Origin of the sequence: Tardiphaga sp., from assembly GCF_044340795.1 — a bacterium.
Taxonomy (GTDB): Bacteria; Pseudomonadota; Alphaproteobacteria; order Rhizobiales; family Xanthobacteraceae; genus Tardiphaga.
Genome location: NZ_JBIISY010000042.1, coordinates 20,857 through 35,069, shown reverse-complemented (window position 1 = coordinate 35,069; position 14,213 = coordinate 20,857). Strand labels below are relative to the sequence as shown.

General features: G+C 64.7%; 10 protein-coding genes and 1 pseudogene. 6 read left to right on the top strand and 5 right to left on the bottom strand.

Annotation, left to right across the window (positions count from 1 at the left end):
- From ACIQ17_RS09575 to goxA, 3 genes are all read right to left on the bottom strand, one after another.
- Positions 1-280 (bottom strand): RidA family protein (locus tag ACIQ17_RS09575; protein WP_398467807.1); only part of this gene is annotated, 280 nt, incomplete at its 3' end.
- Between the two features lie 32 nt (positions 281-312).
- Positions 313-1,392, bottom strand: coding sequence for an NAD(P)/FAD-dependent oxidoreductase (locus tag ACIQ17_RS09570; protein WP_398467805.1), 1,080 nt, complete (start codon positions 1,390-1,392; stop codon positions 313-315).
- Positions 1,393-1,398: 6 nt separating this feature from the next.
- Positions 1,399-3,363, bottom strand: a complete 1,965-nt coding sequence (gene goxA, locus ACIQ17_RS09565) for a CTQ-dependent glycine oxidase GoxA (RefSeq protein WP_398467803.1) — start codon at positions 3,361-3,363, stop codon at positions 1,399-1,401.
- A gap of 385 nt (positions 3,364-3,748) precedes the next feature.
- Here goxA and ACIQ17_RS09560 point away from each other — a divergent pair, with 385 nt between their 5' ends.
- The 3 genes from ACIQ17_RS09560 (at position 3,749) to ACIQ17_RS09550 (ending at position 5,956) form a co-directional block, all read left to right on the top strand.
- Entirely contained in the window at positions 3,749-4,744 is a 996-nt protein-coding gene (locus ACIQ17_RS09560) for a tripartite tricarboxylate transporter substrate binding protein (protein ID WP_398467801.1), read from the top strand.
- A gap of 46 nt (positions 4,745-4,790) precedes the next feature.
- Positions 4,791-5,273, top strand: a complete 483-nt coding sequence (locus ACIQ17_RS09555; RefSeq protein ID WP_398467799.1) for a MaoC family dehydratase — start codon at positions 4,791-4,793, stop codon at positions 5,271-5,273.
- A gap of 146 nt (positions 5,274-5,419) precedes the next feature.
- Positions 5,420-5,956, top strand: coding sequence for an REP-associated tyrosine transposase (locus ACIQ17_RS09550; protein ID WP_398467797.1), 537 nt, complete (start codon positions 5,420-5,422; stop codon positions 5,954-5,956).
- Between the two features lie 103 nt (positions 5,957-6,059).
- Here ACIQ17_RS09550 and ACIQ17_RS09545 read toward each other — a convergent pair whose 3' ends face one another.
- Positions 6,060-7,472 carry a M48 family metalloprotease gene (locus ACIQ17_RS09545; RefSeq protein WP_398467795.1) on the bottom strand — a complete coding sequence of 471 codons (1,413 nt, stop codon included), beginning with the start codon at positions 7,470-7,472 and terminating at the stop codon, positions 6,060-6,062.
- 121 nt (positions 7,473-7,593) lie between these two features.
- Between ACIQ17_RS09545 and ACIQ17_RS09540 the strand changes: the two genes are divergently transcribed.
- The 3 genes and pseudogenes from ACIQ17_RS09540 to dctA all read left to right on the top strand — a co-directional run bounded on the left by ACIQ17_RS09540 (position 7,594) and on the right by dctA (position 10,831).
- Positions 7,594-8,781, top strand: a complete 1,188-nt coding sequence (locus tag ACIQ17_RS09540; protein ID WP_398467793.1) for a pyridoxal phosphate-dependent aminotransferase — start codon at positions 7,594-7,596, stop codon at positions 8,779-8,781.
- 2 nt (positions 8,782-8,783) lie between these two features.
- Entirely contained in the window at positions 8,784-9,374 is a 591-nt protein-coding gene (locus tag ACIQ17_RS09535; RefSeq protein WP_398467791.1) for a biotin transporter BioY, read from the top strand.
- 120 nt (positions 9,375-9,494) lie between these two features.
- Positions 9,495-10,831, top strand: a pseudogene (dctA, locus tag ACIQ17_RS09530) (C4-dicarboxylate transporter DctA).
- A 155-nt stretch (positions 10,832-10,986) separates the two neighbouring features.
- Here dctA and ACIQ17_RS09525 read toward each other — a convergent pair.
- The gene (locus ACIQ17_RS09525) at positions 10,987-14,049 is read right to left on the bottom strand and encodes an Rne/Rng family ribonuclease (RefSeq protein ID WP_398467789.1); all 3,063 of its coding nucleotides are present in this window, start codon (positions 14,047-14,049) and stop codon (positions 10,987-10,989) included.
- Positions 14,050-14,213: the final 164 nt, after the last annotated feature.

Genomic DNA, 14,213 nt, shown 5'->3' with positions numbered 1-14,213 from the left:
GCAATGTCGCGCCTTCGGCCTCGGCCACCTGCTTCATGTTGGTGAACATCTGCCGGATGCGCGCCTCGTCGCCCTCGACCAGCTTGTTGGTCGCGGGATCGACGCCGCGCATGCCGCCGACAAAGATGAAGTCACCGGCGCGGGCGCCGACGCTCCACGTGCCGCCCGGCACGATGCCGCCCTTGACCGGCGGGATGATCTTGACGTTCTCGGCATGCACCGCTGTTGCGAAGACGAGCAGGGCGGACGTCAGAAGGGCAAGACGCAGGGAAGACAACATGGCAACCTCGTTGCTGGGATGATGCGCGACGGTCAGTCGGGCGGGGTGAAAACCGGTGAAGCGTGCCGCCGCTGCCAGAATGGCGCATCGCTGAAACGCCGCTCGGCGGCATACATCGCGTGCTGGGTGGCAAGGAACGACTCGATGCCTTCGAGGAAGCGCTGCTCGTAGCGGGCGGCGACGCTGTCGTCGTCGTCGCGCAGTGCCATGACGCTGTCGGCGGCCTGCAGGCCGCTCCACAGCGCCGTCGCCAATCCGTTCGATCCCAGCGGATCCTGCGCCGTGGCCGCATCGCCGGCGCGGATCACGCGCGGCTCGACCATCGTGACCTGCGCCGCGGTGTTTGCCGCGGCGAATGACAGCTCGACATTGCCGGGATCGAGGCCGAGGCTGTCGAGGCGCGCCGCCGTTGCCGTCGTCCGCGATACCATCTGCGCCCACAGGCCAGCATCCTTGCGCAGGCCGGCGGGCAGCAGGTCGGAGTCGGTGAAGAAGCACAGCAGGCTGCGGCCGCCCGGCATCGCGGTCATGTACCACCAGCCATCCTGGACGGCTTCCACCAGGGTGGCTGCCAGCATGTCGCTGTCGTCGTCGAGCGCAAAGGAGCAATAGGTCGCCACGAGGCGGTCGTTGCGCCGCAGCGGCGCCTGCGATCCCGCGGTGACGGCTGCGCGGCCGGTGCAGTCGATCACCTGTTTCGTATCGATCGAGCTGCCGTCGGCAAGATCGATGGTGACATGCGTGGGGGCGTGCGACAGTCGCCTGGCTTCACCACGAAGTCGCGCAACGCCGTCAAGCGTCGCGGTCATCCGTGCTTCGAGCCTCGCGCGATCGACATGCCAGCCCGATTGCTCCTGCTGGTCGTCGCGGCGCAACGCCGCGCTGCCCCACAGCGAATAGCGGCCCGCGCAAGGCAGTGCCGTGTCGGCATCGAGCAGGTCCATCCATCCGAGTTCATCGAGCACCGGCTCGGCGCGGAACGACAGCGTCTCGCCGCGGCTGGCGACGTCATGTCCGGGCGCGATCACGAGCGGCCGAACGCCGCGCAGCATCAACCGGCGGGCGCAGGCCATGCCGGCCATGCCTGCGCCAAGGATCACGACGTCGTGCATGCCCGGTCAGATCGGCTTCTTGTTCGTGCCGAGAGACATATGGCCGCGCTGCACCTCGACATAGACGTCCTTCGGCAGCCCCGGCAGATCTGTCGGCGCGGGGCGGCGCACCACCACACCCATCTGCGTCCACAATTCGATCATGCGGCGCAGGCCGTCGGTATAGCCGGCCTCCACATGCAGGCCGGTGCCGGCAGCGCCGCGCGACCACGCCACGCGTGCGTGATAGAAGCGCATGCGTTCTTCGGCCGACAGATCGGCACGCATCATCTGCGTGTAAAAACCTTCCGGCAGGACATCCACCGGCAGCAGCGCAGGCCACCAGACCGGCGTCGGGAAACCTTCCGCGGTCAGCACCGACTGGCAGCTGAAGGCGTCGCCCTGCCATGGCACGCCCATCCAGCGGGTGAGGTCGCCCGGCGCCTGCGGGCCCACCGGCGCGCCGTCGTCGCGCCGGGTCGGATGGCCGGCAAAGACGTTCTGCGGATTGAGCTGGAAGCCGACATCCTGCACCAGGCTCTTGCGCTTCGAGATGGCGATGCGGAACGGCAGCGGCGTCTCATTGACCGGGCGATACAGCGCGGCATGGCGCACCGGCCAGGTGATCTCGACGCCGGGATGGAAGGCGCCGCCGGAACAGGCGTCGAGCGCCGCGCGGGTCAGGGCCTCCGGCCGCTGCGACAGCGGCAGGTCGTCGAGCCTGGTGATGGCATCGGCGGCCTTGTCGTCGAAGTCGCTTGCGAACTCGCCCTTGGCCCAGCGCGCCAGCAGCGCATATTGGGTCGCGGTGAGCGTCAGCCAGCCGACCGGACTGCCTGGGAAATTGACGCCGTCGCCAAGCATTGGCGGAAGGGCATTGGCGCGCTGGTCACCGCCGCCGGGCTTGCGGAACGCGGCAAGCACCTTCTCGCGCATCGGCCGCGCCTTCTCGGACGGATCGGACAGCGTCCGGATCACGCCGATATCGCTGAGGTCGTCGAGATCGCTCCACGCCTTGCTGAGATAGGAGGCCTGCGCGACCCACTGCATCATGCCGGCGCGACGCAGCACCGGCAGCACGTCCTGACGGAACGAGACCGGGCCGGTCGACAGCTTGATGTGGCCGGAGGTGATCATCGCCTCGCGAGCGGCGTCATAGAGGCTGACGATCGGCTCGATCTGCGGCGCGAATTTCGGACCGCAGCACACCACCCAGGCGGACTCGCATTCCACATCCTTGCCATCGACACGGACGGTCGCCTTCACCCAGCCATCGGCCCAGTCGTCGTGCCAGCCGTCATTGTTGGTGAAGTCGCGCACCGGGTTCTGCGGCACGGCGGTGTTGGACACACCATCGCCGGGGAACACCAGCAGGCGGCCATTGTCGTCGGTGCGCAGATGACCGAGCGTCACCGGAATCGTCTTCCAGAACTGGCCGGCCATGCGGAACGCATTGTCGCGGCCGTCGCCGTTCTTCGATGCGCCGTCGATGCTGACCGGGCCGGCATTGATGACCAGCATCTCCTCGCGCTGGGCATGCGGGATATCGGCGTTGCGCAGCGGGTTAGGAATGCCGGGCGCATCGGTGCCGCCATCCATCGCATTGGAATAGCCGTACCAGGCAGCCTTGCTATTGGCGGTGTGGACGGTCCAGCGCAGGCCATCGGCCGCGCCGAGCTCGCGCACCACGCGGCCCTGATCGTCATAGCCATAGACGCGGAAACGCTGCACCTGCTTCTTGATGCGGTTCGGGCTCTGCTTGAAGCCGCCGTCCGGCTCGGTCATCAGGCCGGGAACTTCAGGGGCGAGGAACCAGCTGTCGCCATTGCCGACGCGCGAGAAGCCGATCGCGGGAAACACCGCGGCGCGCACGATGCGTGCACCGGCTGGCGCCGCGTCCTGCGCCTGTACGGGCAGCACCGCCGCCTTGAACAGGGAAGGCGCGGCAAATCCGAATGCAGTGGCAGAGAGCAGGAAATCGCGACGCTTCATGAGGGAGCTCCCGTTGATCAATGTCAGGAGCGCAGTACCAGTGGAGTCATAAGCAAACATGAACGATGGCGTTGTCGGAATGTCATCGTCAGACACGCTTGCGATGAAGTGATGCGCTGCACGTAGGATGGGTTGAGCGCAGGCGCGATGGTGCCGGAGCGATATCCATCGCCACAAACGCCAGTGCATGCGGTGATGGGTATCGCTGCGCTCAACCCACCCTACGCTGCAATACGACCTCTGAGCGAGATCTCTCGCCACATGGAATGCGCGATCGCATTGCAGCCATGGCGACGACGGCGCGTCTTTTCTTCACGGTTCTGTCGTGGCAAGCGGTGCGCAGATTCTTGCAAGCAAGAACGTTCTTGAGATCGGGAGGATGACCATGACGACCACGGCTTTGCTCACTCGGCGCCGTTTGATGACAGCAGGCGCGGGTGCCGCAGCTCTGCTCTGCGCGCCGTCGCTGGTGCGCGCCAACACATGGCCGACCAAGCCGATCCGCATCCTTGCAGGCTTCGCGGCCGGGGGCCAGACCGATCAATTCTCCCGCGCCTATGGCGATTACATCTCGCGCGAAGTCGGGCAAACCGTGGTGATCGAGAACAAGACCGGCGCCGGCGGCGCGCTTGCAGCTGTCGAACTCAAGCGCTCGGCGCCCGATGGCCACACGCTGATGATCACCAACACCACCACCTTCATGCTCAACCCCGTGCTGATGAAGGACATCCGCTACGATCCGCTGAAGGATTTTGCGATGATCTCGATGATGCCGAGCGGCAGCGTGCCGCTGTTCGTCAATGAGAAGATTGCCGCGAAGACGCTGCCTGAATTCATCGACTATGCGAAGAAGTCCGGCAAGGTGAATATCGGCACCTATGCCGCCGGCTCCTATGCGCATATCGTGGTCGCCGAACTCAACAAGCAATACGGCCTCAACATGGAAGCCGTTCACTATCGCGGCGAGGCGCCGATGTTCTCCGATCTCGCCGGGCAGGCCATCGATGCCGGCATCGGCACCTATGTCTCGGCCATGCCGTTGCTCGATGCCGGCAAGATCAAGACCATCGCCACCTCGCGTCGTCGCATCCCGTCGCTGCCGGATGTGGCGACCTTCAAGGAGCAGGGCCTGACCTCGCGCGCCACCGAGCTGATGACCTTCCAGGGCTGCGTTGCTCCCGCCGGCACGCCGCAGGAGATCGTGACAAAACTGTCCGAACTGATGGTCGCGGCCGGCAAGACCGATCGCATCCAGGAGATGCTCAAGAAGCAGGGCATCGACGAAGCGGCGATGACGGTTGCTGCCAGCCAGAAGATCTACAAGGAGGAAGCGCCGGTCTGGGCGGAACTCGCCGGCAGCCTCGGGCCCGTGGTGCAGTAACGCCCGCGATCATCATTCCGCCGGAGAAGGCAAAGAGGGAATAGCGATGTCGACACTATTCGATCCCGACCTTCACCGGCGGCACGCCAATCGCTGGTTCGATGATTTCAAGCTCGGCGAGCGTTTTGTCTTGCCGAGCCGTACCATGACCGACGCGCTGTTCCTGGCGTTCCAGGGCGCCAGCGGCGACAACCATCCCGTCCACTATGATGTCGAATACTGCCGCCGCCGCGGCATGCCGCACATGTTGGCGCATGGCTACCAGATCCTGATCCAGACCGCGGCAGGTGCCGGCGATTTTCCGTTCATGGTGGAAGACAGCCTGATCGGTTTTCTCGACCAGTCGTCGCGCTTCCTGCTGCCGGTCTATAGCGGCGACACGCTGTATCCCGCGCTGGAAATCACGGAGCTTGCACCGAACCGCACCACCGGTGTGATCGGCATCACGTCCACGGTTCATAACCAGGCGTCGAAACTGGTGATGGAAGGCATACAGCGTTATCTGGTGAGGCGCACGCCGGCAGGCTAGCCGTACACCGTCGTAGGATGGGTTGAGCGCAGCGATACCCATCACCACAAGCGCCCGGCCGCGATGGGTATCGCTGCGCTCAACCCATCCTAAGCAGGTCAATTGATGCTACAATCCCCCTACAAATTTCTCGAGGGGGGCTGCATGTGACGGGTTATCGCCGCAACTTCGTCCCGGGAGGCTGCTTCTTCTTCACGGTCAATCTGGCCGATCGGCGCCGACGCTTGCTCACGGATCATGCCGATGACTTGCGCGCGGCATTTCGCGAGACCCGTTGCGGCCATCCTTTCGTGACCGATGCGATCGTGGTGCTGCCCGATCATCTTCATGCGATCTGGACCCTGCCGGACGGTGATGCAGATTTCGCGAGCCGCTGGCGGCTGATCAAGGCTTGGTTCTCCCGGCATGTCGTCGCGAGCGAAGAGGTGTCGCGGAGCCGCACGATCAGAGGCGAACGCGGCATCTGGCAACGCCGCTTTTGGGAGCACACGATCCGCGACGAGCGCGACTACGAACGCCACGTCGATTACATCCATTTCAATCCGGTGAAGCATGGCCATGTGGCGCGTGTAAGCGACTGGCCGTATTCGTCGTTCCACCGTTTTGTCGGGCGCGGGATTTATCCGGTGCATTGGGCAGGTGATGTTTCGGATACGACGAGCAGCTATGGCGAGCGATCGTAGGATGGGTTGAGCGCAGGCGCGCAGCGCCGGAGCGATACCCATCACGGCCAGGCGCTGGTGGTGATGGGTATCGCTTCGCTCAACCCATCCTACGGTCTCGGCATCAGTTCTTCCCCGCCACCTTCGCCGCAATGATATCATCAGCCTTCACCCATCCCGGCGTGCCCACTGCAAATCGCGCTTTCGCACGTGACGCCAGATCGCGCGCAGTCTTGTTGTCACCGCGCAAAAATGCCGCCTGCGCCGAGGCGAGGTCCGCTTCCGCGAGTTCGCCCTTGCGGCCATAGGCCATGGCGAGCTGCTGATAGCCGGCGGGCGCTTCGCCTTCTCTTGCGATAGCGCCCTTGAGGATGCGGATGGCTTCGTCGGTATAGGCATTGTTGCCCGAGGCGATCAGCGCCTGGCCGAGCATCATCTCGATCAGCGGCGCCTTGCCGGCCAGCTGCACCGCGCGGCGCAGCGGCGCGATGGCTTCATTGGGCTTGCCGCCTTCGAGCAGCGCCTGGCCGCGCAGCTCGTAGAAATACGGATTGTTCGGCTGCGCCTTGATCAGCTGGTCGATCAGCCCGACGGCGACGGTGAGATCGCCGTGGCGATAGGTGGAGATGGCGCGGGCATATTGCGCGGGCAGGCTGGTGTCGGAGGGCGGATAGCGCCGGATCACCGTGTCGCGCTGCTCCATGAAGCCCGAGGTTTTTGCGCGCATCAGTTCGTGGCGCAGCACCAGCGCCGGATCGTCCTTCTTGTCCCAATAGGGGCTCGACTTGGCGAGGCCCTCGAGGGCTGCCACACGCTCGCGCGGCATCGGATGCGACATCATATAGGGATCGCTGCCGCGCGACGCGAACAGGCTGTCGGACGAGAACCGCTGGAACGTCTCATACATGCCCTTGGACGATTGCCCGGTCTTGTTGAGGAAACCGACGCCTGCGCGGTCGGCATTCTCCTCGTGCTGGCGCTGATAGGCCAGCATCGTGTTCATCAGCATCGCCTGCGGCGCGGCGATCGCCGCAGCACCGATATTGCCCATATTGTTGTTGGCGCTGCCGCCGCGCGCGCCGGCCGCCATGGCGCCGACGCCGAGCAGCATCGCGACGATCATCGAGGTCTGCGCTTCCGCCAGCCGCTGGCGCAGCTTTGACAGATGGCCACCGGCGAGGTGAGCGGTCTCGTGCGCCAGCACGCCGATCAGCTGGTTCGGCGTCTGCGACTGCATCAGCGCGCCGTGATTGACGAAGATGCGGCGGCCGTCGGCGACGAAGGCGTTGAAGCTCGCATTGTTGATGATGACGATCTGGATGTTCTGCTTTTCCATCCCGGCCGCGCGCAGGATCGGGCGCGTATAGTCGCGCAGCAGCTGCTCGATCTCGGCGTCGCGGAGCAGGCGCATGCCGCCTTGCTGGGCGCTGGCGGCCATCGGCGTCAGCGTGATAGCGGCAGCGGTGACGAGGGCGGTCAGCCTGGAAAACAGCCGGCTTGCGGCAATTCTGGGCTGGAGATGCGGGTCTTTCATCATTGGCCGGGGTTCGAATTCGCGATAGACCGGTACAGTTCACCATTGCGGCGGGAGCGCGGCGTGCCCGCTTGCAGCAACATGACGGTCGCCGCGCAGATAGCAGATTTCCAGGCTTTATTCGATGTCCGAGACGATCCTCCGTGCCCGCGCCCATCACCTGCTTGCGGCGTCCGGACGCAGCGATGTTCCCTCCTTCATGGTGATGGACGTGATGGCCGCAGCCGCCCGCATCGAGGCGGCCGGCGGCCATGTGATCCATATGGAAGTCGGCCAGCCCGCGGCACCCGCGCCGCAGACGGCGATCAAGGCGGCGCAGGACGCGCTGGCGCGCGGGCAGGTGGAGTATACCGCCGCCCTCGGCACGCCGTCACTGCGCGCCCGCATCGCACGGCATTATCGTGACACCTACAAGTGCGATGTGGACCCCGAACAGATCGTGGTGACCACGGGCTCGTCCGGCGCCTTCATTCTCGCATTTCTCGCACTGTTCGAGCCTGGCGACCGCGTCGCCATCGCCGCACCCGGCTATCCGCCGTACCGGCACATCCTCACCGCGCTCGGTTGCGAACCGGTGCTGATCGAGACCCATGAAGAGACGCGCCATGCGCTCACCGGCGAAGCGCTGCTTGCCGAGCATCGCAAGAAGCCGCTGAAGGGCGTGCTGGTCGCCAGCCCTGCGAATCCCACCGGCACCATGATGTCGCGTGAAGCGCTTTCGGGCCTGATTGCCGCGGCCGAAAGCGAAGGCATCCGCTTCATCTCCGACGAGATCTATCACGGCCTCGACTATGCATTCCCGGCCGTGACCGCGGCCGAGCTGTCGCCCAATGCGCTCGTCATCAACTCGTTCTCGAAATACTTCTGCATGACCGGGTGGCGGGTCGGCTGGATGGTGGTGCCGCCGTCGCTTGTTCGCGCCATGGAACGTTTGCAGCAGAATCTGTCCATCTCGGTTCCGACCCTGTCGCAGATCGCGGCCGAGGCGGCGTTCGACGGGGCGGCGGAGATGGAGGAGATCAAGCACGGCTACCAGGAGAACCGCCGCATTCTGACCACCGGGTTGCCGCAAGGCGGCCTCACCAAATTCCTCCCGGCCGACGGTGCATTCTATCTTTATGCGGATGTCTCGAACTTCACGAAAGACAGTTTTGAGTTCGCCAAACAGATGCTCGAACAGGCCCATGTGGCCGTGACGCCGGGCGCCGATTTCGATCCGTTCCACGGCAAGTCCTTCATCCGCTTCTCTTATGCGCGCTCGAGCGCGGAGATGCAGGATGCGGTGACGCGCATCTGCAAATGGCTGGCCTGATCATGACTTCACAATCTCCCATCGCCGGCGTCTTGTGGCCCTCCAGCGGCAAACCAGCGGCCACCTTGCGGCGCGCGGCCGTGCTTGCGGTTGCCGGCGTCGTCCTGCTGGCCGTTTCGGCCAAGGTGAATCTGCAACTGCCCTTCGTCCCGGTGACGCTGCAGACGCTGGTGGTGCTGATGATCGGAGCCGCCTATGGCTGGCGGCTGGGGACGGCGACGCTGGTCCTCTATCTCCTTGTCGGCGCTTGCGGATTGCCGGTCTTTGCCGGCCCGACCGGCGGTTTAAAGCCGCTGTTCGGCGCCACCGCGGGCTTCCTGTTCGGCTTCGTCGTCGCGGCCTTCACCACCGGCTGGCTTGCCGAGCGCGGCTGGGATCGCTCGGTCGGCTGGCTGTTCCTGGCCATGGCGATCGGCCATTTCATCATTCTTTCAATGGGATGGGCCTGGCTCGCGTTCGGCGTCGGGCTCGGGTTCGGCAAGGCGCTGATCGTCGGCGTGACGCCGTTCCTGGCCGGTGCACTTTTGAAGAATGCGATCGGCGCGCTGCTCATTCCTCTCGCTTATGGTGCGGCGGGCCGTCGCAGCAACTAGGCGTGTATTCGACCAATGTCTCGCCTGTTGGATATTAAATTCCGTATGGCGGGTTGCGGGTGCGACATTATTGCGTGTAAGGACCCCCAGTTTTTGCGACGAACTGGGAGAAAACGTTCGATGTCGATGACTACCGCGGCGCCACCTCTGGGCGCCTCAGAGGCGAACAAGCCCTGGTACAAGGTCCTTTATATCCAGGTGCTGATCGCCATCGTCATCGGCGTGCTCGTGGGCTGGCTGGAGCCGAAATTCGCCACAATGACTGGATCAAGGCCCTCGGCGACGGTTTCATCAAGCTGATCAAGATGGTGATCGCGCCGATCATCTTCTGCACCGTGGTGTCGGGCATCGCCCATATCCAGGACGCCAAGAAGGTCGGCCGCGTCGGGATCAAGGCGCTGATTTATTTCGAGATCGTCTCGACTTTCGCGCTGGTCCTCGGCCTGATCATGGGCAACCTATTCCAGGTCGGCCATGGCCTCACGGCAAAGGTCGATCCCACAAACACGGCGGTCGCGGGCTACGTCAAGCAGGCGGAAGCACAGAAGTCGGTCGACTTCGTGCTCAACATCATTCCGGACAGCGTGGTCGGCGCCTTTGCCAAGGGCGACATCCTGCAGGTACTGCTGTTCGCGATCCTGTTCGGTTTCGCGCTGATGGCGCTCGGCGAGCGCGGCCACAAACTCCGCGACATGATCGACGAGACGTCGCATGCAGTGTTCGGGGTCATCGCCATCGTCATGAAGGCGGCGCCGATCGGTGCATTCGGTGCCATGGCCTACACCATTGGCAAATTCGGCCCGGCCGCGCTGACCAATCTTTTCAGCCTGATCCTGCTGTTCTACGGGACCGCGCTGCTGTTTGTGGTGGTGGTGCTCGGCCTGATCGCCCGTATCGTCGGCTTCAACATCTTCAAGTTCATCCGCTACATCAAGGATGAGCTCCTGATCGTGCTCGGCACGTCGTCGTCGGAAAGCGCGCTGCCGCAGTTGATGGAGAAACTGCAGCGTCTGGGCTGTTCGAAGTCGGTGGTCGGCCTCGTGGTCCCGACCGGCTATTCGTTCAATCTCGACGGCACCAATATCTACATGACGCTGGCGACGCTGTTCATCGCCCAGGCGCTCGGCGTGGAGCTGTCGTTCGGCCAGCAGATCACGATCCTGATCGTGGCGATGCTGACCTCGAAGGGCGCCTCGGGCGTCACCGGCGCAGGCTTCATCACGCTGGCGGCGACACTGGCCGTGGTCGATCCGCGCCTGGTGCCGGGCATGGCGATCGTGTTCTCCATCGACAAATTCATGAGCGAGGTCCGCGCGCTCACCAACATCACCGGCAACGGCATCGCTGCCGTGTTCGTGTCGTGGTGGGAAGGCGAGCTCGACAAGGAAACGATGCACGCCAGGCTGAACCAGGACGTCGATCCGTCGGATGTCGAGACGGCGATTACGACGGGGTGATACGAAGTCCAATGCTGAAATGAGAAAGCCGCCCGATTTGCCGGGCGGCTTTTTTGCTTGTCCGTAGCCCGGATGGAGCGCAGCGCAATCCGGGGCCGGCGTTTCAATTGGTTCGACATCCCCGGATTTCGCTGCGCTCCATCCGGGCTACGATATCAGCTCTCGCCACCACCGAAGGCGCGGGACCACCAGCCGGCCTTGCGCGGTGCGGCAGGCGCATCTGGCGTCGACGCCGGTGGGGTCACCGGCGCAGCGACCGGAGCGGGCGCTTCAGCAGCAACCGTAGGCGATACTGCTTCCGGCTCGATCGCAGGGGCTGCGCTCGCGAAGCTCACCTTTTCGCGCACCGTGGAACGGCGGCGGGCAGGCTTGTCGTCGTCCTGGGCGGGCTCGGGCGCTGCAGCGACGGGAGCTGATGCGGCTGCTGGCGTCGGCTCGGCCGGCGCGAACATCGGCACCGAGTCATGGTCGCGCTTGGGCGTTTCGACTGGCTGAACTGCAGTTGGCTGCGCTTCGACGCTCGGCTGTTCGCCATGACCGTTATTGCCGCCTTCGAGATCGGCAACGGCAGTGCTGGCTTCGGACTCCGAGGGGCCGGCGAGTTCGTCGGCGATCGAGCCGGCGAGACCTTCCTCATTGCCTTCACCGCGCTCGCCACCACGGCGGCGGCGGCCACCACGGCGACCTCTACGACGCGGACGGCGCTCGCCATCGGCACCGTCTTCCCCGCGGGCTTCGCGCGGCTGATCATCGGCCTCGTCGTCCTCACCTTCAGCATCGTCGCTGGTGGAAACGGCTTCGATGGCGCCGTCGGTCATCACCTGGGTGTCGCTCACCTGGACGTCATTGGCCTCGGTGCCTTCGCGGCCTTCACCGTTGCGGCCACGACGACGGCGACGACGACGGCGCTTGCGATCGCCACCTTCGCCATCGCTCGATGCCTCGGTGCCTTCCTCATCCGTGAGACCTTCGGTCTCTTCGGTCTCGACTTCGGCTTCCGTCTCGAACAGCTCTTCGTCGTCGAAGGGCTCTTCCTCGGGCGGCGGCGGCAGATTGGCGAGCTGGGAGGCGAGCAGGGCCTTGGCAGCCTCCAGCGTGTGGATCTGTTCGCCGCGGTCGATCACATAGGACTGCTGGCCGGTGACATGGGCATCGGCAAGGACCGCGATGGTGACCTGGAAGCTTTCTTCAAGGTCGCGCAGGTGGCCGCGCTTGTGGTTCAGCACATAGAGGGCGACATCGGTGCGGGTGCGCACGACAAGATTATGCGTCGCGCCCTTCATGAGGACTTCCTCGACGCCGCGCAAAAGCTGCAGCGCGACCGAGGAGACCGAGCGGACGTGACCGGTGCCACCGCAATGCGCGCAGACCTCGGTGGAGCTTTCCAGCACGCTGGCGCGGATGCGCTGGCGCGACATTTCGAGCAGGCCGAAATGCGAGATGCGGCCGACCTGGATGCGTGCGCGATCCTGGCGCAGGCAGTCGCTCATCTTGCGTTCGACCGCGCGGTTGTTGCGCTTCTCGTCCATGTCGATGAAGTCGATCACGATCAGGCCGGCGAGATCGCGCAGCCGGAGCTGGCGCGCGACTTCCTCGGCCGCCTCGAGATTGGTCTTCAGCGCGGTGTCCTCGATGTGATGCTCGCGGGTCGAACGACCCGAGTTCACGTCGATGGAGACGAGGGCTTCGGTCTGGTTGATGACGATGTAGCCGCCCGAGCGCAGTTGCACGGTCGGCGTGAACATGGCGTCGAGCTGGCTCTCCACGCCCATGCGCGAGAACAGCGGCTGGCCGTCGCGATACATCTTCACGGCGCGCGTGTTGCTCGGCATCAGCATATGCATGAAGTCGCGCGCTTCCTGGTAGCCGGCTTCACCGGCGACCTGAATTTCCTCGATCTCCTTGTTGTAGAGATCGCGCAGCGAGCGCTTGATCAGCGAGCCTTCCTCGTAAACGAGGGTCGGCGCCTGCGACTTCAGCGTCATATCGCGGACGGTTTCCCACATCCGGATCAGATATTCGAAGTCGCGCTTGATTTCCGGCTTGGTGCGCGAGGCACCGGCGGTGCGCAGGATGATGCCCATCCCTTCCGGCACGTCCAGATCCGACACCACTTCCTTCAGGCGCGAACGATCCTGCGCCGACGTGATTTTTCGCGAGATACCGCCGCCACGGGCGGTGTTCGGCATCAGGACGGCGTAGCGGCCGGCGAGGGAGAGGTAAGTCGTCAGAGCCGCGCCCTTGTTGCCGCGCTCTTCCTTGACCACCTGCACCAGCATCACCTGGCGGCGCTTGATGACTTCCTGGATCTTGTACTGGCGGCGCGGACGGAACGAACGCTCCGGCACTTCTTCCAGCACATCGTCGCCACCGACGGATTCGACCTGATCCTCTTCGGCCTCTTCCTCGTCGTCCTCGTCTTCTTCCTCGTCGTCCTCGGCATCGTCGCCTTCGGCATGTTCACCATCGGTGTGGTCGTCATGCGGGGCGGCGTTGTCGGCGCTGGCTTCGACGGGGTGTTCGGCACTCGCGGCAACGACAGTCTGCTCGGCTAGCTCGTCGGCTTGCGCTACGGCTGCGGCGGGCTCGCTGGCTTCAGTCGTGACCGGCTGGGTAGGAACCTCATTCGCAGGCTGCTCGGTCTGGGTCTCAGTGACCACAGGCTCGGACATTGCGATCTCGGGCGCATCGGCCGCCACCGGCGCTTCGGTCGCCACCGGCGCTTCGGCGACACGGTCAGCCGCATCGAAGCGTGCCGGCACCCAGCCCTGGAAATCCTCGCCGGGCTGTTCGGCCTGGGACGGATCGATGGCGGCACCTTCCACCACCTGGCTGCGCACGCGCTCGCCACGGTCACGGCGGCGCGAATTGCGGTGACGCGAGCGGCGGCGGTTCGAGCGCTTCTCGCTCTCTTCCTCGGCTTCGCGATGGGCGGCTTCGTCGGCCTCGATCAGAGCCAGACGGTCGGCCGTCGGGATCTGGTAGTAATCCGGATGGATTTCGCTGAAAGCGAGGAAGCCATGGCGGTTGCCGCCATATTCGATGAAGGCGGCCTGCAGCGACGGCTCAACGCGGGTGACCTTGGCGAGGTAGATGTTGCCGCGGAGCTGCTTGCGCTGCGCGGTCTCGAAATCAAATTCCTCGACGCGATTGCCGCGAACGACGACGACCCGGGTCTCCTCGGGATGCGTCGCATCGATCAACATTTTGTTTGGCATGGGACGACTCATGGCGGCGGAGTGCACGCGTGGCGGCAAGCGCGTCTGGCGCGGCCGGGTGACGCGAGGGTCCACCTGATTCTGGGGTGAGGGGAAGGCCGAAACGCTCACCGTCGCGCCGTGCCGCGTGGGAGAGCCGCGTGGAAAACCGCACGAAGCGGAAG